Below are 19,681 nucleotides of genomic sequence, written 5' to 3'. Positions count from 1 at the left end.
GTGGCCCGGTAGGTGTGCCGCTGCCGCTGGAGGGCTGGAGGACTCGCAGGCGCAGGTCGCGGGCTCGGCACCGCAAGCACAACGTGACCGGGGGCTGGGTCAGGTGGACGTCTTCGGCTGCGGCTCGCCGTCGCCGTCCTGGGCGCGTAGCTGGTCGTTGATGCGCTGGGCTTCTTCGAGCTGGTCTTCGAGGATGATGATGCGGCAGGCGGCTTCGATGGCGGTGCCGTTGTCGACGAGTTCTCGGGCGCGGGCGGCTATGCGCAGTTGGTAGCGGGAGAAGCGGCGGTGGCCGCCTTCGGAGCGCAGGGGGGTGATCAGGCGTTGTTCGCCGAGGGCGCGGAGGAAGGCGGGGGTGGTGCCGAGCATCTCGGCGGCCCGGCCCATGGTGTAGGCGGGGTAATCGTCGTCATCGAGGGGGATGGTGGGCCTGGCGTCGGCAGGGGGCATAAACCTCTTCTTTCCACGACACGTCGGGGGGCCCGGATGCCGTCCTGGCACCCGGGCCCCGAGCGTTCAACACCATCTACCGGCTGACTGCGCCGGCCTCTGTGTCCGCAGGTGCCGTCGAACGGGCGGGCTGCGGGGATCGCGGATGCGTGACCGGGGACCACCTTCCAATCCGGGGCCTGCGGTACCCGGGCGGACGTCGTCCTCGCCCGGGCGATCCTGATGGCGTCTGCTCCTTCTTCCTTCGGTTACTCGGCTGTACTGCTGGTCCTGCTATGCACGGCAGTTCGTGTCTCCGTGCCCTCTTTGACTTCCTGGCTACGAGAGAAACGCTAGCACTGCGACAGCCCGATGTCTACTGCAGCCACGACAGATTTCCTTCGCTGCAGGCGTACGGACTTCTACCGCGGTTCCAGCCGTAAGGGTGGTCTCCCGCGTGGACCGTCACGGGGGGCCTTCGCCCGGGGTCACCGTCATGCCGACCCGCCCGTAGTCCTCGCCGACCCGGTTGTCGCTGTAGAACTTCACGCCCGTCGAGGCCGAGGTCACCTCCATGACCCGGGTCGAGGAGCCCGCGAAGTTGTTGCGGGTGATGGACACGTCGTCCGGGCCGTCCAGCTTGATGGACTGGTTCCAGCTGTCGCCCATCTCGTTGTCCGCGACGATCCAGTTCCGCATCCCGTCGGTGTTGCCGCCGGAGTTCCCGCCGCGGCCGTAGTCCTCGACCATGAGCCACTGGTGGATGCTCGGGACGCTGTCCTCGCGGTCCGGGTTCGGGGGGCCGACGGCCTTGTTGCCGCGTATCTGCACGTCGTCACTCGCGATGGGGTGCGAGTCGGACACCCAGGTCTGGATGAAGTCGGTGTGGCTGTCGCCCGGGTCGCCGGTCACGAAGTTGACGGCGGTGTTGTAGAGGATCTTGTGTCGGTCGCCGAAGAAGGTGATGGCGTTGAGGTCTCCGGGGCCCTCGACGCCCTTGATGTCGTTGTTCTGGATGGTCACGTTGGTGTTGTTGTCCGAGTAGATGCCGTACTGCTGCTCGGCGTCCACGTAGCAGTTCTGGATGACCACGTGGTCGGCTTCGATCCGTACGCCGCCGTGGATGGTGTTGCCCTGGCAGTCGTAGACCTTGGGGTCGGCCGACGTGCCGCCGGATTCGATCTCGTACCTGGAATCCTGGTCCGGGACCAGGATCGCGCCGGGCGGGGTCGCCACGCCGCCGACGCCGAGGGACTGTTCGGGCGGGGGCGGGTCGTCGCCGGGGGCGGAGACGGCCGCCTCCGTGATGCTCGTCCACTTGGCCGAGTCGGAGGAGTCGTTGCCGTGTCCGACGATCTGCACGTAGCGGGCGGGCGCGTCGGCGAAGTTGTACGTCTCCAGGCTGCGTGTGGTGCCGCTGCTGGTCGCCCGGGACAGTACGGTCGTCCACGTCGAGCCGTCCTCGGAGAGCCGGACGTCGAACGTCGCTCTCCGGCTGTCGCCGTCGTACCAGGCCAGCGACACCGAGTCGACGGTGGTGACCGAGCCGAGGTCGAAGCGGATCCAGACGCCGTCGCCGGCCGCCGACCAGCGGGTGGACAGGTCGCCGTCGATAGTGTTGTCCGGCTCGTTGCCGTCGTCGGAGCTGGCCGTCACCGAGGTGATGGGCAGCGTCGCCGCCGATGCCGCCGGGCCGAGCAGCACCAGCGAGCCGAGCGTGACGCACGCGCACAGCGCGGCGGTGAGCATGCGTCTCACCGGTATGCCTGCCGGGGGAGGTAAGGGGGCGTTGAGATCGTTCACTGCGTCTCCTTGGGGAGATCCTCTGGGGTCGGGGAGGAGTGTCCGGCGCGACGGGCACGACCGGTGACGGGCCGGGCCGCCACCGGCCGTGCCGCGCGTCCTACGCGGCGCCGGGACCGACGTCGGACGCGGTCAGCGGGGCCCGCGTGACAGCGGACGACGACCGCTCGTCGGCTCCGGCGTCGACGACGCCGGTGCGGGGCTGGCCGTCCATGTCGTCGGTGACGAACCCGTAGCCGCCGGTGCCGCCGTCGATCGCCGGGCTTCCGGCGCCGATCCGGTGCAGCGGTCCGTCGGGGGACAGCAGCGGATCGACGGTACGGACGGCGTCGGAGGGCTCGTCGACGCCGACGGTGGCCGATCCGGTCGGCCACGCGATGTTGCCGGCGTAGGCCATGTCCTCCGGCGTCATGAGCTCGTTGATCAGCTTGCCGCGGTCTCCTGCGACCACGTTGTCGGCGATGACCGAGTCGACCGGCGCGAGGTCGTAGTTGGCGCCGACCTCGATGTTCGACACGTTGTCCACGAAGGTGTTGTTCACGACGATCGCCCGGTAGACGCGCCAGTGCGCATTCAGCGCGCCCGAGTTGTCCACGTCGCCGCCGTCGATCTGGAGCGCGGCGTCGTAGCCGGAGCCGGTCAGGCCCTCGAAGTAGTTGTTGTAGATCTTGTGGTCCTGGCCGTAGATCCGGATTCCTCCGGTTCCCTCCTTGCCCTCCCCGAGGAAGTGGTTGCCGTAGAAGGAGCCGCGGTTGCCGTGCCGCTGCGACAGCACGCCCTGCGAGGTGCGGAACGTGTTGTAGCGGACGATGTTGTCGTTGCTCTTCACGGAGACGATCTCCGGATCGCCGTCGCAGTTCTCGAAGAGGTTCGACTCGACGACGGTGAACCCGCTCGACTGCGAGATCCCGCTCCAGCCGACCCGGACGGCTTCCATCTCGTTCTCCGCGCGGGGGCCGATGTCGCGGAAGTGGTTGTGGTCGATGCGGTCGTGTTGCGACTGCTGGTCCTCGGACCCGTCGATGGTGATGAAGTTTCCCCGCTCGTGCTTCTCCTCGAACAGGTTGTGGTCGATCCGGTTGTGGTGGCTGTCCGCGCCCTGGATGATCACCCACTTCAGCGAGGACTCCTCGGTCAGCCGGAAGTGGTTGCGGGTCAGGCGCACGTGGTTCGAGCCGGTGACCTTCAACGTGTCGCTGTTCGTCCACGTCAGACCCTCGAAGGTGACGTACGAGGAGTCGAGAACCTCCAGCTGCCCGTCCTCGATCACCGCCCGGCCGCGGTTCTCCGCGACGACGGTGATGGGCTGGTCGGCGGTCCCGTTCCTGCCGGTCATCTTGCCGATCGAGTAGGGACCGTCCGCGAGCACGATGCGGTCCCCGGCGCGCGCGTCCCCCAGCGCGTCCTGCAACTGGTCCGAGTCCGCGACCGGGACGGTGCGGCCCGGGCCCGGGCCCGGATCCCCGCCGCCCCCGCCGTCGGCGCCGTGGATCGTGGTCTCGGTGATGCTGGTCCAGTCGTTGCTGGTGTTCCCGTGGCCGACGATGCGCAGGTAGCGGGCGGTGGTGTCGGCGAAGTCGTAGTTCTCGGGCTGGAGGGTGGTGCCGCTGCTGCTCCTGCCCGTCAGGACGGGTGTCCAGGACGATCCGTCGTCGGACACCTCGACGTCGAAGGTGCTGTTTCTGGTGTCTCCCTGGTGCCAGGCCAGGGAGGTCGAGCCGATGGTCTGTGCCGAGCCGAGGTCGTAGCGGATCCACACCCCGTCGCCCTCGGCGGACCAGCGGGTGCTCAGATCGTTGTCCAGGGTGTTGGCGGCCACGTTGCCGTCGTCGGTGCTGGCCACGACGTCCGTGACCGGCACCGGAGATCCCGGAGAGCCGCCGCCGGACGGCGTGACCGGATACGTCCGTACCCAGTCGACCTCGAACACCGCCTCGCGGAGACCGCTGTCGCCGGTGAAGTTGTCGAGCTGGATGACGAGGTTCCCCAGCGGCATCGACTGGATGTCCCCCCGCTCGGAGTCCGCGCCGTCCGCCAGCCGGAACCATTCCTCACCGTCGACGTAGCCGACCAGCGCCTCCGGCGTCCACTCGAACGCGAAGTTGTGCCACTCCGTCATGTCCACGGGGCAGAGTTCGCGGTGCACCTTCTTGTCCGACGGGCTCTGCGGGTAGTGCAGCCACGCCCCGAGGCACTGCGCGTCGGGGTTCGTGTACTCGACCCAGTCGTACTCCCCGTTCTCCAGCCGGTTGCCGGCGGTGGGCCAGATCAGGTGCAGGGGATGGTAGAGGCCGCCGTCGGAGCCGATGTTGCGTGAGCGCGACCGGATCTCCCAGCGGCCGTACTGGGTGTCAAGGTTCTGCCTGATCCATCCCGTGTCGCCGTTCTCCTCGCCGTGCATGGTGAGGATTCCGTCGCCGACGGTGCTGTTCTTCCCGCACCGGCGGCCGTTTCCGGCGTGCCCCTCCCAGCACTGCGCCGTGCCGCCGACGCTGCCGGACGGCACATCCCACTTCGCGGGGTCCACCGGGCCGGTGTAGTCGAACTCGTCGGAGACCGGCAGCGGCTCGCCCCAGCCGTACCGCTCGGCCGCCTGGGCCGGGTCCTCGGTTCCCTGGCCGTCGTCGTGCGTGACGTTCAGGCCGTAGATCTCCACCTGGCCGTAGTTGTCGTCGCTGCACGGCGACGAGCGTTCGCAGTTGGCCTGGGTGTACGCGCCCGCCTTGAAGTAGGCGCCGGAGAAGTCCTCCGAGAGCGTGGTCTGCAGCTCGCCGTTGTAGTAAGCCTCGATCTCGCCGTCGCTGACCACGAACTTCGCCTCGAACCTCGTGCCCAGCTCGTAGTTCTCGTCCACCAGGTAGTAGTTGCTGTCGTCGGGACTGGTGACGTAGAGCTTCTCGCCTTCCAGGCGGAAGACCGAGACGTCGTCGTCGGAGTCGTGGATCTGTCCGGCGACGACCTCCGGCTTGTCCTCGGGCAGAGCCGTGATGGCCTGGTCGATCACCATCGTGTGCGTGCCAGACGTCGACGACCAGGCCGCCTTCTCCTGCCCCGAGTCCGTCATCTCGCGCAGCTCCGAGCGGGGATAGCTGGAGCCGCTGGTGGTGACGCCGTTGACGGCGGCGCGGAACCGGACGGCGTCGCAGTCCTCCGTCGCGATGAACCACGGGTCGATCGCGAACGTGTCGAGTTCCGGCTGCTCGACGTTGGTCGGCGACTCCTCGTCGCCGATCGGCAGCCCGATGTACCAGTTCGTCAGGTCCAGCACGTCGGCCGGGTACTGGCAGGAGCCGCCGCTGCCGTCGGCGCCGTAGATCGCCGTCTCGGTGATGCTGGTCCAGTCGTTGCCGGTGTTGCCGTAGCCGACAATGCGCAGGTAGCGGGCCGAGACGTCGGCGAAGTCGTAGTTCTCCGGCTGGAGTGTGGTGCCGCTGCTCCTCTTCTGGGTCAGGACCGGCGTCCAGGACGATCCGTCGTCGGACACCTCGACGTCGAAGGTGCTGTTTCTGGTGTCTCCCTGGTGCCAGGCCAGGGAGGTCGAGCCGATGGTCTGTGCGGAGCCGAGGTCGTAGCGGATCCACACCCCGTCGCCCTCGGCGGACCAGCGGGTGCTCAGATCGTCGTCGAGGGTGTTGGCGGCCACGTTGCCGTCGTCGTCGCTGGCCACGACGTCCGCGACCGGTAGCCGGGAACCCGGCTCGGCCGACGCGACCGGGTGGTACACGGCCGAGACTCCGAGGGCTAACAAGCCCACCAGAAGCGCACGATACAGTCGTCTCACTGGGCCTCACTGTGGTTGAAAGCACCAGGTCAGCCACGGTGCGCGACCTGGTGCTGAACGGTTGCGGGGGAATGTCGCGAGGTCGTGCAGGGCGATGGTGCGTGCCGGGCCGCGGCCGCGTCGGAGAGCTGCGTTCCGGCGGCGTGGCGCCACCGCGAACCGGCCGGGCTCCGGCATGCGGCAACGCTGTCACGGGCAGGTGGGGACCGGTCCCCGGCACCGCGCGGAGGCCGCCGGGCGGGCGCCTCCGCGCCGGTTCCGCGTCCGGGGTCCCCGCATGGTTCGATGGACGTATGATCGACGACTTCGTGGCCTCCGCCGACGCCCTCGACCGGGTCGAGGACGCCCTGCGCAAGGCGGCGGCCGAAGAGGTCATGCCCCGTTTCCGGCAGCTCGGCGCGCACGAGATCACCCAGAAGGACGGCCCCCACGACCTGGTCACCGTCGCGGACCAGACGGCCGAGCTGCACCTGGAGCGCTCGCTGACGGCGCTGCTGCCCGGGTCCGTCCTCGTCGGCGAGGAGGGCGTGCACGCCGACCCCGGGCGGCTCGCGGCGCTGCGGGGGGACGCGCCGGTGTGGATCGTGGACCCCGTCGACGGCACCCGGCAGTTCGTCCACGGCGAGCCCGGGTTCTGCATGCTCGTCGCCCTCGCGCACCGCGGCGAGGTGCTGGCCTCCTGGACGTATCTGCCGGCCAAGGACGTCCTGGCCGTCGCCCGCCGCGGCGCCGGTGCGCGCGTCGTCGGCGGCGGGGAGCTGCACGCCGGCGTGCCCGAGCCCGGCCGGGAGCTGGTGGTCGGCATCTCCCACCACGACTTCACCACCGAGGCCGAGAAGCGCGCCCTGGCCCGTCTCGACGTGCCGGGGGTGCGGGCCCGGGCCTGCGGCTCCGCCGGCCACGACTACCTGTCCGTGGCCCGCGGCGAGATCGACGCCGTCGCGTTCTCCTGGGAGAAGCCCTGGGACCACGCCGCGGGCCTGCTCCTCGTCGCCGAGGCGGGCGGCGCCAGCGGGACCGTCGCGGGGGAGCCGTTCCGCGTGGCCGGGGGCAACGCGCTTCCCTTCACCGCGGCGCGGGACGGTGAAACGGCGCGGCATATCCTTGCCCTGCTGGCCGGACCAGGCCGAGGCGTACCCGGGGCAGCCGGATAGCCCCGGTCGGCGACGACGGGAGTGGCGAGGCGGATGACGACGCTGGTCGACGTGGTGGTCGTAGGCGCGGGGCCCAACGGGCTGACCGCCGCCGTCGAACTCGCCCGACGCGGCTTCACGGTCGAGGTCTTCGAGGCCCGCGACACCATCGGCGGCGGGGCGAGCACCGCCGAGCTGACCCTGCCCGGCTTCCGGCACGACCCCTGCTCCGCCGCCCACCCCTTCGGCGCCGGCTCCCCGGTCTTCAACGAACTCCCGCTGGCCGCCCACGGCTTGGAGTGGGTCCACGGCGAACTGGCCATGGCGCACCCCTTCCCCGACGGCTCCGCGGCCGTGCTCTCCCGCTCCGTGGGCGAGACGGCGATGTCGCTCGGCAGCCGCGACGCGGGCGTCTACCGGCGGCTGGTCGAGCCGTTCCTGGGCAAGTGGGAGACGCTCTCCTGGGACTTCTTCACCGCCTCGCTGCGCTCCGTGCCCCGCGACCCCCTCACCCTCCTGCGGCTGGGGCAGCTGGGCATGCCCGCGTCGCTGCTGAACCGCCGCTTCCACGGCGCGCACGCCCGCGGCATGATCGCCGGCCTCGCCGCGCACGCCATCGCCCCGCTGCACACGCCGATCACCGCCGCCATGGCGCTGACCTTCGCGCTCGCGGGCCACGCCGTCGGCTGGCCGGTGGCCCGCGGCGGGTCGCAGGCCGTCTCCGACGCGCTCGCGGCGTACCTGCGCGAGCTGGGGGGCGGGATCCACACCGGCATCGAGGTGAAGCGGCTGGACGAGCTGCCGCCCGCGCGCGCGTACGTCTTCGACACCACCCCGACCGCGCTGGCGCGCATCGCCGGGCTCGGCGGCGCGTACGACGGCTTCCGCTACGGGCCCTCCGTGTTCAAGATCGACTACGCTCTGGACGGGCCGGTGCCGTGGACCTCGCCGGAGGCGCGGCGCGCCACGACGGTGCACGTCGGGCCCACGGAGGGCGAGATCGGCGCGGCGCTCGACGCCGCCGTGCACGGGGTCGACCCCACGGTGCCGTTCCTCATCACCTGCCAGCCCACGATCGCCGACCCCACCCGGGCGCCGGCGGGCAAGCACACCTTCTGGGTCTACGGGCACGTGCCCAACGGCTGGGAGGGCGACGCCACCGAGGTCATCGAGCGGCAGCTGGAGCGCTTCGCGCCCGGCTTCCGCGACCTGGTGCTGGCCCGCGCCACCGCGGGGCCGCCCCAGCTGGCCGCGCGCAACGCCAACTACGTCGGCGGCGACATCGCCGCCGGCGCGTTCTCCGGCACCCAGACCCTGCTGCGGCCGCGGCTCGCCCGGGTACCGTGGGCCACGGTCCACCCCCGCGTCTTCCTGTGCTCCTCGTCGACGTACCCCGGCCCGGGCGTGCACGGCATGGGCGGCCACAACGCGGCCCGCGCGGTCTTCCGCACGTTGACGCGTACCCGCTGACGGGAGGCGGGTCGCCGGGTTGCGTCCGAGGCGTTCTCCGCCGAGCGCTCCCGAGCGCCTCTGGCGACGGTGGGGCCGTCTGTGTGGCGGGGAGCGGCCCGGGCGGGTGCATGGCGGCTCGCGCGGTCCTTCGGACGGGGACGCGGTCTCGCCGACGGGCGGTCGGCGCGGTCGGGCTGCGTCGGCGGGTTCCGGCCGGGAAGGCACGACGCAGGCCCAGCGCAGCCGCAGGGTCATGTCGGATTTTCGCTAGCATGCGCGCCCGCGGTACCCGACCCTGGAGTCATGTTCACCGACACGGAGCGCTGCGTACGGGCCGTCCAGTCCAAGGACGCCCGCTTCGACGGCTGGTTCTTCACCGGCGTGCTGACCACCGGCATCTACTGCCGGCCCAGCTGCCCCGTCGTGCCGCCCAAGCCGCAGAACATGCGGTTCTACCCCAGCGCGGCCGCCGCCCAGCAGGCCGGCTTCCGCGCCTGCAAGCGATGCCGCCCCGACACCAGCCCCGGCTCCCCGGAGTGGAACCACCGGGCCGACCTCACCGCCCGCGCCGTGCGGCTCATCGCCGACGGCGTCGTCGACCGCGACGGCGTCGTCGGCCTCGCCGCCCGGCTCGGCTACAGCACCCGGCAGGTCGAACGCCAGCTCCGCGCCGAACTCGGCGCCGGCCCCCTCGCGCTCGCCCGCGCCCAGCGCGCGCAGACCGCGCGCGTCCTCATCGAGACGTCGCCGCTGCCGATGGGCGACGTCGCCTTCGCCGCCGGCTTCTCCTCCATCCGCACCTTCAACGACACCGTCCAGGAGGTCTTCGCGCTCGCCCCCTCCGAGCTGCGCCGCCGCGCCGCCCGCGGCCGCGCCGGCACGGACAGTACGGGCAGCACCACCCCCGGCGTGATCTCCCTCCGGCTGCCCTTCCGGCAGCCGCTGACCCCCGACAACCTCTTCGGCCACCTCGTCGCCACCGCGGTGCCCGGCGTCGAGGAGTGGCGCGGCGGCGCGTACCGGCGCACGCTGCGGCTGCCGTACGGGCACGGCATCGCCTCGCTCACCCCCCGGCCGGACCATGTCGCGGCCCGGCTCGCCCTCACCGACCAGCGGGACCTCGCCATCGCCATCAGCCGCTGCCGGCGGCTGCTCGACCTCGACGCCGACCCCGTCGCCGTCGACGAGCAGCTCGCCCGCGACGAGCAGCTCGCCGAGCTGATCGCCAAGGCGCCCGGCCGGCGGGTGCCGCGCACCACGGACGGCGCCGAGTTCGCCGTACGGGCGGTCCTCGGCCAGCAGGTCTCCACCGCCGCGGCGCGCACGCACGCGGGGCGGCTGGTGACCGCGTACGGGACGGAGGTCGAGGACGCCGAAGGCGGCCTCACCCACCTCTTTCCCGAACCCGAGGCCCTCGCCGGGCTCGACCCCGAGGCGCTGGCCATGCCGCGCAGCCGGCGCACCACCCTCACCGCGCTCGTCGCCGCCCTCGCCGCCGGCGACCTCGACCTCGGCGGCGGCAGCGACTGGGAACAGGCCCGCGTCCGCCTCGCCGAACTGCCCGGCATCGGCCCCTGGACCGTCGAGGTCGTCGCCATGCGCGCGCTCGGCGACCCCGACGCCTTCCCGGCCACCGACCTCGGCGTCCGCAAGGCCGCCGCCGGTCTCGGGCTGCCCGGCAGCCCCGCGGCGCTCGTCCGCCACTCGGCCGCCTGGCGGCCCTGGCGCGCGTACGCCGTGCAGTACCTCTGGGCGGCGCCGCCCGCCGGCGACCACCCGATCAACCTGATGCCCACGGAGTGATGGACATGCGCACACACACCACCGTCGACAGCCCCGTAGGGCCCCTCACCCTCGTCGCCGAGGGCGACGAGCTCACCGGGCTCTACATGACCGACCAGCGCCACCGCCCCGCCGAGGAGACCTTCGGCACCCCCGCCGACGCGGCCGACCCGCCGTTCGCGGCCGTGGCCGCGCAGCTCAGGGCGTACTTCGCGGGCGAGCGCACCGATTTCGACCTGCCGCTGCGGCTGGCCGGCACGCCGTTCCAGCAGCGGGTGTGGGAGCAGCTGCGGCAGATCCCGTACGGCGAGACCCTCTCGTACGGCGAGCTGGCCGAGCGCGTCGGCAACCCCGCGGCCTCCCGCGCGGTGGGCATGGCCAACGGCCGCAACCCCGTCGGGATCATCGTCCCCTGCCACCGCGTCGTCGGCGCCAACGGCAGCCTCACCGGCTACGGCGGCGGCATCGACCGCAAGAAGCAGCTGCTGGCGCTGGAGCGGCGCGGCCTGTGGTGACGTACCGGGCTGGGCGGTCCGGCCGGCGTCCGGATAGGGTCGCAGCGGCGTGACCAGGACCAGAGCATGAGGTGACACGTGACGCACGGACCAGTGACCCGGGTGCTGATCGCGGCCGACAAGTTCAAGGGCTCCCTGACCGCGGAGCAGGTCGCCCAGCGGGTGACCGCGGGCCTGCACCGGGTCGCACCCGGCCTGGCCGTCGAGGCGCTGCCCGTCGCGGACGGCGGTGACGGCACCGTCGCCGCCGCCCTGGCCGCCGGCTTCGAACGCCGCGAGGCCCGGGTCACCGGGCCCCTCGGCGAACCCGTCCGCGCGGCGTACGCGCTGCGTGCGGGCACCGCCGTCGTCGAGATGGCCGAAGCGTCCGGGCTGCAGCTCCTGCCCCCCGGCCGCTTCGCGCCGCGCACCGCCACCACGTACGGCAGCGGCGAACTGCTGCGCGCGGCGCTCGACGCCGGGGCGCGCACCGTCGTCTTCGGGGTCGGCGGCAGTGCGACCACGGACGGCGGCGCCGGCATGCTCGCGGCGCTCGGCGCCGACCTCCGCGACGCGGCGGGGGAGCCGGTCGGGCCGGGAGGCGGGCCGCTGGCGGACCTGGCGCGGGCCGACCTCAGCGGCATCGACCCGCGGTTCGCCGACGTCGAGCTGATCCTCGCCAGCGACGTCGACAACCCGCTGACGGGCCCGGCCGGGGCGCCGGCGGTCTACGGGCCGCAGAAGGGCGCGAGCGCCGCGGACGTCGAGGCGCTGGACGCGGCGCTCGCGCACTACGTGCGGGTGCTGGAGAAGGCCGTCGGCCCGCGGGCGGCGGAGCTGGCCCGGCAGCCGGGCGCGGGCGCCGCGGGCGGCATCGGCTACGGGGCGCTCCTCGGGCTCGGCGCGGTCTTCCGGCCCGGGATCGAGGTGCTCCTCGACGTCCTCGGCTTCGCGGCCGCCCTCGCGCGGGCGGACCTCGTGATCACGGGGGAGGGGTCGCTGGACCGGCAGACGCTGCACGGCAAGGCCCCGGCGGGCGTCGCGGCGGCGGCGCGGACGGCGGGGAAGCCGGTGGTGGCGGTGTGCGGAGGGCTGTCGATCGACGAGGCGGCGCTGCGGGGGGCGGGGATCGAGCGGGCGTACGCGCTGGCGGCGCTGGAGCCGGACGTGGAGCGGTCGATGGCGAACGCGGGTGCGCTGCTGGAGTCGGTGGCGGAGTCGCTGGCCCGCGACTTCCTCTGACCGCGCCCGCCTGGCCGCGCCGCCTGACCGCGCCCGCCTGACCGGGCCCGCCTAACCGCGCCAGTACGCCTCCAGCGCGAGCATCAGCTCGATGAGGTCGCGGGGGTGCGACAGCGAGCGCGACGTCAGCTGCTCCAGCCGTCGCAGGCGGTTGAAGACCGTGTTGCGGTGGCAGTACAGCCGCGTCGCCGTGCGGCCCGCGGAGCCGCCGCAGGAGAGCCACGCCTCCAGCGTCTCCAGCAGCGTCGCCCGGTCCGGCGCCTCCAGGCGGAGCAGCTCGCCGAAGACCTCCGCGACGAGCAGGCCCGCCAGCTCCGGGCGGCTGACCACCAGGGCCGCCGGGAGGCGCTCGGCCAGGCGGACGATGGAGTCCGCGCCGCCCGGGCCCACCGTGCTGAGGGCCAGCTCCGCCTGGCGGCGGGCGTGGCCGAGCTTCGCCAGGCTGCCGACGACGGGGCTGATGCCGCCGGGGCCGGGGCAGCGCGCCCGCAGGGCGTTCTGCAGATCCGTCGGGGAGGCGGCGGCGCCGAGGGCGACGACGGCCAGCTCCACGTCCGTACGCATCCGCCATAAGAACCGCATGCCGCCGGGCTCCACCGGCACGCCCGGGCCGGGGTGCTCCGAGCGCAGCACCACCACCGCGTAGCGCCCCGCCTCCGGCAGGTCCAGCGCCGCCGCCGCGCGCTGCACCAGGGCCGGGTCCGCGTCGCCGTCGCCCGCGTCGAGCAGGGCGTCCAGCAGCGCCTGCCCGCGGCCGTCCGTGCGGCGCTGCAGCTCCCGCTCCGTGGCGCGGTAGGCGTCGGTCAGCGTCGCCGTCTGCCGGTCCACCCCCGACCACATCTGCGTCGCCGTGCGCAGCAGCACCGGCAGCGAACCCGGGTCGTCGTCGGCGACGACGTCGAGCATCTCGTCCCAGACCAGGTACGCCGCCTGCCGGTACGCCTGGTGCAGCAGCTCCAGCGGCAGCCCCTGCTCCGCCCGGCGGCGGCCCAGCTCCCGCGCGTACGCGAGGTCGCGGCGGGGCGCGGAGCGGGAGGCGGCGATGGCCTCGATGCCGTAGCGCAGGGCCACGCAGATCTGCTCCCAGTGCTCGTCGCGCGGCACGGCCAGGTCGTAGTGCGGCGAGTTCTCCGCCAGTTCGTCGAGCAGCCGGTCGGCGAGTAGCGGCACGCGGTCCGTCAGCGCCCGCGAGGCACTGGCGAGCACCGCCCAGTCATGGTCCGAACGCGCTCTGCGGGCAGCCATCCGCTCACGATGGCAGCGCGTTGTGCCGGTGCACAACGGGTCGGCGTACGCGGTGGTCATCGGCAGCGATTCCGCGGTCCGACGTGGACGGCGGCGGGCGGCGGTGCTGTCGTGAACGCCTGTTCCACGGGAGAGGAGAGCCGATGACGGCTGCGTCCCTTCGGGTCGAGGGCGTGACGGCCGGCTACGGGCCGGTGCGGGCGCTGGTCGACGTATCGGTCGACGTGCCGGACGGCGCCGTGGTCGCGGTGCTCGGCGGCAACGGCGCGGGCAAGTCCACGCTGCTGCGGGCCGTCTCGCGCACGCTGGCCTTCCACGGCGGCGCGCTGCGCGGCGGGTCGGTGTCGTTCGGCGGGCGGCGGCTCGACGGCCTCGCGGCGGCCGAGCTGGTCGCGGCCGGGGTGGTGCTGGTGCCCGAGGGCCGCCAGATGTTCGCGCGGATGACCGTGGCGGACAACCTGCGCGCCGGGGCGCTCGGCGCCCGCGGGGGCGCGCGGGGCCGCGCCCGCGGCGGGGAGCGGGACCGGGCGTGGGGCGGAGCGCGGGCCCGGGCGGACCGCCGGGCCCCGGCGCACGCCCGGGTGCACGGGCTCTTTCCCGTGCTGCGTCAGCGGGCGCAGCAGCGCGCGGGGCTGTTGTCGGGCGGCGAGCAGCAGATGCTGGCGCTCGGCCGGGCGCTGATGGCCGAGCCGCGGCTGCTGCTGCTCGACGAGCCGACGCTCGGGCTGGCGCCGATGGCCGCGGCCCGGATCGCGGACACGATCCGGGAGATCAACGCGCAGGGCACCTCGGTGCTGCTGGTCGAGCAGAACGCGGCGGTCGCCCTGAAGCTGGCGTCGTCGGCGTACGTGCTGGAGACCGGCCGGGTGGCCCTCGCCGGCCCGGCGGCGGAGCTGGCGGTGTCGGACGAGGTGCGGCGGCGGTACCTGGGCGTGGTGGACGAGACCGCGGCGCAGGACGCGGAGTCGGTGAGTACGTCCGTACCCCGGCTGGGGAGGTGGCCGGCGTGAGGGGCGCCCCCCGGTCCCGCAGGCCACCGCCGGGCTCCCGGTGCCCGGAGCCGCCGTCCGGACCCGACGGGCCCGCGGCGGACGCGGCCGGCCCGGTCCCGGCGGCGCCCGGCGTCCCCGAGTTGCGGGTGACCGGGCTGACCGTGCGGTTCGCCGGGCTCACCGCGCTGGACGACGTGTCGTTCACCGTGCGGCCCGGCAGCGTGCACGCCGTCATCGGGCCCAACGGCGCCGGCAAGTCCACCTGCTTCAACGTGCTCTCCGGCGTCTACCGGGCCACCTCCGGGAGCGTCCGGCTCGGCGGACACGAGCTGACCGGGCTCCCCCCGCACCGCATCGCCGGCCTCGGCGTGGCCCGCACCTTCCAGAACCTCGCCCTGCCCCCGTACGCCACGGTCTCCGACACCCTCATGCTCGGCCGGCACCGGCTGACGAGGGCCGGCTTCCTCGCCGCCGGACTGCGGCTGCCGTCCGCCGCCCGCGAGGAGGCGCGGCACGGCGCACGGGTGCGGGAGATCGCCGCGTTCACCGGCCTGGAGCCGTACCTCGACCACCCGGCCGGGGCGCTGCCGTACGGGCTGCAGAAGCTCGTCGAGCTGGGCCGGGCCCTGTGCACCGAGCCGCGGCTGCTGCTGCTCGACGAGCCGGTGGCCGGCATGACGTCGGCGGCACGGCGGCGCACCGCCGCGCTGGTCGCGGGGATACGCGACAGCCTCGGCATCTCGATCGTCCTGGTGGAACACGACATGGGGGTGGTCATGCGGCTCGCCGACGAGGTGACCGTGCTCGACTTCGGCCGCCGTATCGCCGGCGGCGCACCCGAGGCGGTGCAGCGCGACCCCGAGGTGGTGCGCGCCTACCTCGGCGAGGCGGCCCCGGAGGACGGCGGCGCGCCCGCGGCGGGGAGGGGGCACCGGTGACCACGTTCGTCGAACTGCTCATCGGCGGGCTCTCCACGGGCTCGGTCTACGCCCTCATCGCCCTCGGCTTCGTCGTCATCTTCAAGGCCACCGAGGTCGTCAACTTCGCCCACGCCTCCCTCCTCCTCGCCGGCGGCTACGTCGCCGCCCGGCTCAGCGGGCACATCGGCTTCTGGCCGGCCCTCGCCGCCGGCATCGCCGGCGCCGCCACCGTCGGCGCACTGGTGGAGTTCCTGGTCATCCGCCGCTACCGCGGCGGTGAGCACAGCGTCCTCGCCATCGCCACCATCGGCGTCGACATCGTCCTGCTCACCGAGTTCACCCGGCTCATCGGCACCGACGTGCTGACCCTCGGCGACCCGTGGGGCGACGCGGTCCTGACCTTCGGCTCGGTGACCGTGCCGCAGACCCGCATCGCCGCGCTGGCCGCCGCGGCCCTGCTCATCACGGCCTTCCTGCTCGCCTTCCGCTACACCTCCTGGGGCGTGGCGATGCGGGCCGCCGCCGAGAACCGCGAGGCCGCGGCGCTGATGGGCGTACGGCTCGGGCGCGTGTCGCTGTCCGCCTGGGCGGTGGCCGGCGCGCTGGCCGCCGTCGCCGCGCTCTTCCTCACCGTCTTCCCCACCCCGGGGCTGGAGCGCAGCACGTCCTTCGCCGCGTTCAAGGCGTTCCCGGCCGCGATCATCGGCGGCCTCGACTCCACCGCGGGCGCGCTGGCCGGCGGGCTGATCGTCGGCGTCACCGAGGCGATGGCCACCGGCTACCAGGCCGAGCTGTCGTTCCTCGGCCGCGGCCTCGGCGACGTGGCCCCGTACCTGGTGATGCTGCTCGTCCTGCTGGCGCGGCCCGCCGGGCTCTTCGGGACGAGGGAGCTGACCCGTGTCTGAGCCGCTCACCGCCCCGCGCCGGGCACCGCGGCGGTACGCGCTGCCCGCCGCGGCCGGCGCCGGCCTGCTCGTGGCGCTGGCGCTGCCGTTCTACCTCGACCGGTTCTGGCTCCAGGCCGGGCTGTTCGCCATGGCCGCCGCCATCGGCGCCATCGGGCTCAACCTGCTCACCGGCGCCACCGGGCAGCTCTCCCTCGGCCACGCCTTCTTCCTCGCCGTCGGCGCGTACGGCTACTGCGCGCTCGCCGGCGGCGACGAGGAGGGGCTCACCGGCCTCGGGCTGCCCACCGCGGTCGCGGCGGCCGGCGCGGTGCTGCTCGCGGGGCTCGCCGGCGGGCTGCTGAGCCCGATCGCGGGGCGGCTCAGCGGCGCGTACCTCGGTATCGCCACGCTCGCGCTGATCTTCATCGGCCAGCACCTGCTGTTCAACGCCGACGACCTGACCGGCGGCTACAACGGCCGCGCCGTGCCGCCGCTGGAGCTGTTCGGCTACCGCTTCGACGACAGCGAGGACGTGCTGCTCAACGTGCCGTTCGGGGCGGCCGAGAAGCTCTGGTACGTGGGCCTCGCCCTGCTCGTCGCCGGCGCGCTGTTCGCCCGCGGCGTGCTGCGCGGCCGGCCCGGGCGGGCGATGAACGCGCTGCGCGACCACCGGATCGCCGCGGGCGTCATGGGGGTGCCGGTGGCGCGGCTGCGCGCCGGGGTGTTCGTGCTGTCGTCCATGTACGCCGGGCTGGCCGGGGTGCTGCTCGCGCTGGTCTTCCAGCGCACGGTGCCGGAGTACTTCGGCTTCGTGCTCTCCCTGGAGTACCTGGCGATGATCGTGGTCGGCGGGCTCGGCTCGGTCGCCGGCGCGGTGCTGGGCGCCGCCTTCGTCTCCCTGCTGCCGCAGGTCTTCATGCGCTACAGCGAGTCGCTGCCCCTGGTCTCCGCCACCGGGGATGGCGGCGTCGCCCCCGGAGAGGCGTCCCGCTACCTGTACGGGGCCGCCGTCGTCGCGGTCGTGCTCTTCCTGCCCGGCGGCCTGGCCCGGCTCGCTCCTCGCCGCAGAACCCCCGAGAAGAAGGAACCCTCTGATGCTGAAGACGCCATACAGACACCACACCGTGCGTAGACAACGGCCGCGTCTGGCCGCGGTCGCCGCGATCGCGGCGACCCTGGCGCTCACCGCGGCGGGCTGCAGCGGCAAGGCGAACGACGACGACGCGGCCGAGGGCGACGGCGGCGGATCGGAGCTGCGCGTCGGCGACGGTGTGACGGCGACCACCGTCCCGCTCGGCGTGCTCACCGACATGACGGGCGTGTACGCCACCCTCGGCAAGAGCGTGACGCAGGCGCAGCAGCTGTACTTCGACCGGTTCAACGCGGACGGCGGAGTCTGCGGCCGCACGGTGGAGCTGACCGTGCGGGACCACGGCTACGACCCGCAGAAGGCCGTCTCCGCGTACACCGAGCTGGAGCCGGAGGTGCTGGGCTTCCCGCAGTTCATCGGCTCGCCCTACGTCGCCGCGGTCAAGGACCGCATCGACGGCCAGGACAAGGGGCTGGTCATCCCGCAGGCGTGGTCGGCCACGCTGCTGGGCAGCGAGAACATCCGGCAGATCGGCGCCACGTACGACATGGAGATGATCAACGCCGTGGACTTCCTGGTCCGGCAGGGGGCCGTCGGGAAGGGCGACAGGATCGGCCACGTGTACTTCGAGGGCGACTACGGCGAGAACGCGCTGGCCGGCTCCGAGTACGCGGCCGAGGCGGCCGGGCTCACCGTCGTGGGCAAGAAGATCAAGGCGACCGACCAGGACATGACCGCCCAGGTCACCTCGCTCGCGAAGGCGGAGGTCTCGGCGGTCCTGATGAGCGCGGGGCCGCGACAGTCCGCGTCGCTGGCGGGTGTGGCGGCGGCTTCCGGGCTCGACGTGCCGATCGTGGGCTCCAACCCGACGTTCGCCCCCCAGCTGCTGGAGACCGCCGCCGGGCCCGCGCTGCTGAAGAACTTCCACGTCTCCACCTCCACCCTGCCCATCGGCTCGCCGGAGCCGGGGCCCGCGGAGCTGGCGGCGGCGTACGAGAAGGAGTACCCGGGCGAGCTGCTCGACACCGGCGTCATCGCCGGCTGGTCCGCGGCCGACCTGTTCGGCGAGGCGCTGCAGCGGGCCTGCAAGGCGAAGAACCTAACCCGCGAGGGAGTCACGGAGGCGCTGCTGTCGATCGACTCGATGGACACCGGCTTCGGCATCACCCACGACTTCTCCGACCCGGCCGAGCCGTCGACCCGGGAGAGCCTCATCCTGCGGCCGGACGCCGAGGCCAAGGGCGGGATGGTCGTGGCCGAGGAGGCGTTCACGGCGACGGCGGCGGCCGACTACGCCGTGGCGGGCGCCGAGGGCTGAGCGCCGGGGGCCGGGCGCCGGTCCCGGCCGCGGGGTGCGCGCCGCGCCCGGCGTCCGCACGGTCCGCCGCGCATCCGGGGCCGGCGCTCACCCCGGCTCCGGATGCACCTCCGGGTGCGCCGCCCACCACGCCCCGTACCGCGGGTTGTTGGCCAGCCCCGCCGCATACGCCCGGGCCGCCGCCCGGTACAGCACCGCCGCCATCTCCGCCGGCACCGCGCGGCGCTGCCACGCCAGCGTCAGCCGGCCCCTGATCGGGTCCCCCGCCAGCGGGCGCAGCACCACCCCCGGCGTCGCGGGGGCCGTGGGCTGGAAGACCGCCACCGCGCGGCCGGCCGCTATCAGCCGGCGGTTCAGCGCCGTGTCGCCGATGCGGTAGCGCAGCGACGGCGTGAAGCCCGCGCCGGCGCACGCCGCCTGCAGGGCCTCCGGGCCACCGTCGTCCTGGCTGGTCATCGCCATCCAGTGCTCGCCCGCCAGCTCCGCCAGGTCCACCCGCTCCCGGTCCGCGAGCCGGTGGCGCGCGGACAGGGCGATCCAGAACGGCTCGCCGGCGACCAGCGTGCGGGCCGTGACGCCCGCCGGGAGCGGGGTGCGGTGGTCGTTGACCTCGCCGTAGAGGACGGCGTCGTAGTGGCCGGAGCCCAGCAGCCGGGTCAGCGCCGTGACCGAGTCCTCGCTGTCGACCGTGGTCTGCCGGCCCGGCAGCAGCTCGTCCAGCTCCTGCACCAGCGCACCGAGCATGACGAGCACGATGCTCCCCAGCCGCAGCGGCCCCGTCGCCGTCGTGGCCCGGGCGCCGGCGGAGAGCGCTTCCATCTCGCCGAGCACCCGGTGGGCCTTGGACAGGACGAACTCGCCGAGCGGCGTGGGCTGTACGCCCTGCGGAGTCCGGGTGAACAGCTCCCCGCCGGCCACCCGCTCAATCCGCCGCAGCTGAGCGGAGAGAGCCGGCTGGGAGACGCCGAGGAGGCGGGCGGCGCGGGACAGGCTGCCGGCCTCGGCGATCCGGCAGACAGCCTGGAGATGCCGCAACTCCAGCTGCATTCCAGCAGCGTATAACCCGGGCATGAGGGCCGGTGGGATATCCCCGAAGCGCCATGTGCATGTCGA

The 19,681-nt window shown here is 73.6% G+C and carries 15 protein-coding genes; 10 read left to right on the top strand and 5 right to left on the bottom strand.

What is annotated here, in order from left to right:
- Positions 1-99 precede the first annotated feature (99 nt).
- The 3 genes from ABD317_RS03370 to ABD317_RS03360 form a co-directional block, all read right to left on the bottom strand.
- On the bottom strand, positions 100-450 hold the full coding sequence (locus ABD317_RS03370) for a MerR family transcriptional regulator (protein ID WP_344287649.1): 351 nt from the start codon (positions 448-450) through the stop codon (positions 100-102).
- A gap of 444 nt (positions 451-894) precedes the next feature.
- Positions 895-2,178: a discoidin domain-containing protein gene (locus ABD317_RS03365; protein ID WP_344287672.1), complete on the bottom strand. Its 1,284-nt coding sequence runs from the start codon at positions 2,176-2,178 to the stop codon at positions 895-897.
- Between the two features lie 154 nt (positions 2,179-2,332).
- The gene (locus ABD317_RS03360) at positions 2,333-5,956 is read right to left on the bottom strand and encodes a chondroitinase-B domain-containing protein (RefSeq protein ID WP_344287648.1); all 3,624 of its coding nucleotides are present in this window, start codon (positions 5,954-5,956) and stop codon (positions 2,333-2,335) included.
- Between the two features lie 350 nt (positions 5,957-6,306).
- On the opposite strand from ABD317_RS03360, the gene ABD317_RS03355 reads away from it, so the two are divergent.
- The 5 genes from ABD317_RS03355 (at position 6,307) to ABD317_RS03335 (ending at position 12,116) form a co-directional block, all read left to right on the top strand.
- Complete coding sequence (locus ABD317_RS03355) at positions 6,307-7,167, top strand: inositol monophosphatase family protein (RefSeq protein ID WP_344287646.1); 861 nt, start codon at positions 6,307-6,309, stop codon at positions 7,165-7,167.
- A gap of 33 nt (positions 7,168-7,200) precedes the next feature.
- Positions 7,201-8,616, top strand: coding sequence for a phytoene desaturase family protein (locus ABD317_RS03350; protein ID WP_344287644.1), 1,416 nt, complete (start codon positions 7,201-7,203; stop codon positions 8,614-8,616).
- Between the two features lie 285 nt (positions 8,617-8,901).
- Positions 8,902-10,401 carry an AlkA N-terminal domain-containing protein gene (locus ABD317_RS03345; RefSeq protein ID WP_344287642.1) on the top strand — a complete coding sequence of 500 codons (1,500 nt, stop codon included), beginning with the start codon at positions 8,902-8,904 and terminating at the stop codon, positions 10,399-10,401.
- Between the two features lie 5 nt (positions 10,402-10,406).
- A complete protein-coding gene (locus ABD317_RS03340; RefSeq protein WP_344287640.1) occupies positions 10,407-10,895 on the top strand; it encodes a methylated-DNA--[protein]-cysteine S-methyltransferase in 489 nt (162 codons plus the stop codon).
- A 93-nt stretch (positions 10,896-10,988) separates the two neighbouring features.
- The gene (locus ABD317_RS03335) at positions 10,989-12,116 is read left to right on the top strand and encodes a glycerate kinase (protein ID WP_027752348.1); all 1,128 of its coding nucleotides are present in this window, start codon (positions 10,989-10,991) and stop codon (positions 12,114-12,116) included.
- A gap of 51 nt (positions 12,117-12,167) precedes the next feature.
- Here the strand turns inward: ABD317_RS03335 and ABD317_RS03330 are convergent, their stop codons facing one another.
- Entirely contained in the window at positions 12,168-13,361 is a 1,194-nt protein-coding gene (locus ABD317_RS03330; RefSeq protein WP_344287639.1) for a PucR family transcriptional regulator, read from the bottom strand.
- Positions 13,362-13,504: 143 nt separating this feature from the next.
- Between ABD317_RS03330 and ABD317_RS03325 the strand changes: the two genes are divergently transcribed.
- The 5 genes from ABD317_RS03325 (at position 13,505) to ABD317_RS03305 (ending at position 18,568) form a co-directional block, all read left to right on the top strand.
- Positions 13,505-14,371 carry an ABC transporter ATP-binding protein gene (locus tag ABD317_RS03325; RefSeq protein WP_344287637.1) on the top strand — a complete coding sequence of 289 codons (867 nt, stop codon included), beginning with the start codon at positions 13,505-13,507 and terminating at the stop codon, positions 14,369-14,371.
- A gap of 122 nt (positions 14,372-14,493) precedes the next feature.
- Positions 14,494-15,291, top strand: a complete 798-nt coding sequence (locus ABD317_RS03320; protein ID WP_051437963.1) for an ATP-binding cassette domain-containing protein — start codon at positions 14,494-14,496, stop codon at positions 15,289-15,291.
- The gene (locus tag ABD317_RS03315; protein ID WP_344287635.1) at positions 15,288-16,178 is read left to right on the top strand and encodes a branched-chain amino acid ABC transporter permease; all 891 of its coding nucleotides are present in this window, start codon (positions 15,288-15,290) and stop codon (positions 16,176-16,178) included. Before ABD317_RS03320 ends, ABD317_RS03315 begins: the two co-directional genes overlap by 4 nt.
- Entirely contained in the window at positions 16,171-17,292 is a 1,122-nt protein-coding gene (locus ABD317_RS03310; protein ID WP_344287633.1) for a branched-chain amino acid ABC transporter permease, read from the top strand. Before ABD317_RS03315 ends, ABD317_RS03310 begins: the two co-directional genes overlap by 8 nt.
- Positions 17,255-18,568, top strand: a complete 1,314-nt coding sequence (locus ABD317_RS03305; protein WP_344287631.1) for an ABC transporter substrate-binding protein — start codon at positions 17,255-17,257, stop codon at positions 18,566-18,568. Before ABD317_RS03310 ends, ABD317_RS03305 begins: the two co-directional genes overlap by 38 nt.
- 87 nt (positions 18,569-18,655) lie before the next feature.
- Here the strand turns inward: ABD317_RS03305 and ABD317_RS03300 are convergent, their stop codons facing one another.
- A complete protein-coding gene (locus ABD317_RS03300; RefSeq protein WP_027752343.1) occupies positions 18,656-19,615 on the bottom strand; it encodes a LysR substrate-binding domain-containing protein in 960 nt (319 codons plus the stop codon).
- Positions 19,616-19,681 lie beyond the last annotated feature (66 nt).

Source organism: Streptomyces synnematoformans (assembly GCF_039531005.1).
Taxonomy (GTDB): domain Bacteria; phylum Actinomycetota; class Actinomycetes; order Streptomycetales; family Streptomycetaceae; genus Streptomyces; species Streptomyces synnematoformans.
The sequence above is the reverse complement of the archived record's forward strand: the minus strand, read 5'-3'. Positions and strand labels throughout refer to the sequence as shown.

Bases quoted from the DNA above. Each gene is read 5' to 3' on its own strand.
- ABD317_RS03305 (WP_344287631.1), top strand. From the start codon at position 17,255: ATGCTGAAGACGCCATACAGACACCACACCGTGCGTAGACAACGGCCG.
- ABD317_RS03300 (WP_027752343.1), bottom strand. From the start codon at position 19,615: ATGCAGCTGGAGTTGCGGCATCTCCAGGCTGTCTGCCGGATCGCCGAG.
- ABD317_RS03340 (WP_344287640.1), top strand. From the start codon at position 10,407: ATGCGCACACACACCACCGTCGACAGCCCCGTAGGGCCCCTCACCCTC.
- ABD317_RS03350 (WP_344287644.1), top strand. From the start codon at position 7,201: ATGACGACGCTGGTCGACGTGGTGGTCGTAGGCGCGGGGCCCAACGGG.
- ABD317_RS03345 (WP_344287642.1), top strand. From the start codon at position 8,902: ATGTTCACCGACACGGAGCGCTGCGTACGGGCCGTCCAGTCCAAGGAC.
- ABD317_RS03365 (WP_344287672.1), bottom strand. From the start codon at position 2,178: ATGCTCACCGCCGCGCTGTGCGCGTGCGTCACGCTCGGCTCGCTGGTG.
- ABD317_RS03355 (WP_344287646.1), top strand. From the start codon at position 6,307: ATGATCGACGACTTCGTGGCCTCCGCCGACGCCCTCGACCGGGTCGAG.
- ABD317_RS03370 (WP_344287649.1), bottom strand. From the start codon at position 450: ATGCCCCCTGCCGACGCCAGGCCCACCATCCCCCTCGATGACGACGAT.
- ABD317_RS03325 (WP_344287637.1), top strand. From the start codon at position 13,505: ATGACGGCTGCGTCCCTTCGGGTCGAGGGCGTGACGGCCGGCTACGGG.
- ABD317_RS03330 (WP_344287639.1), bottom strand. From the start codon at position 13,361: ATGGCTGCCCGCAGAGCGCGTTCGGACCATGACTGGGCGGTGCTCGCC.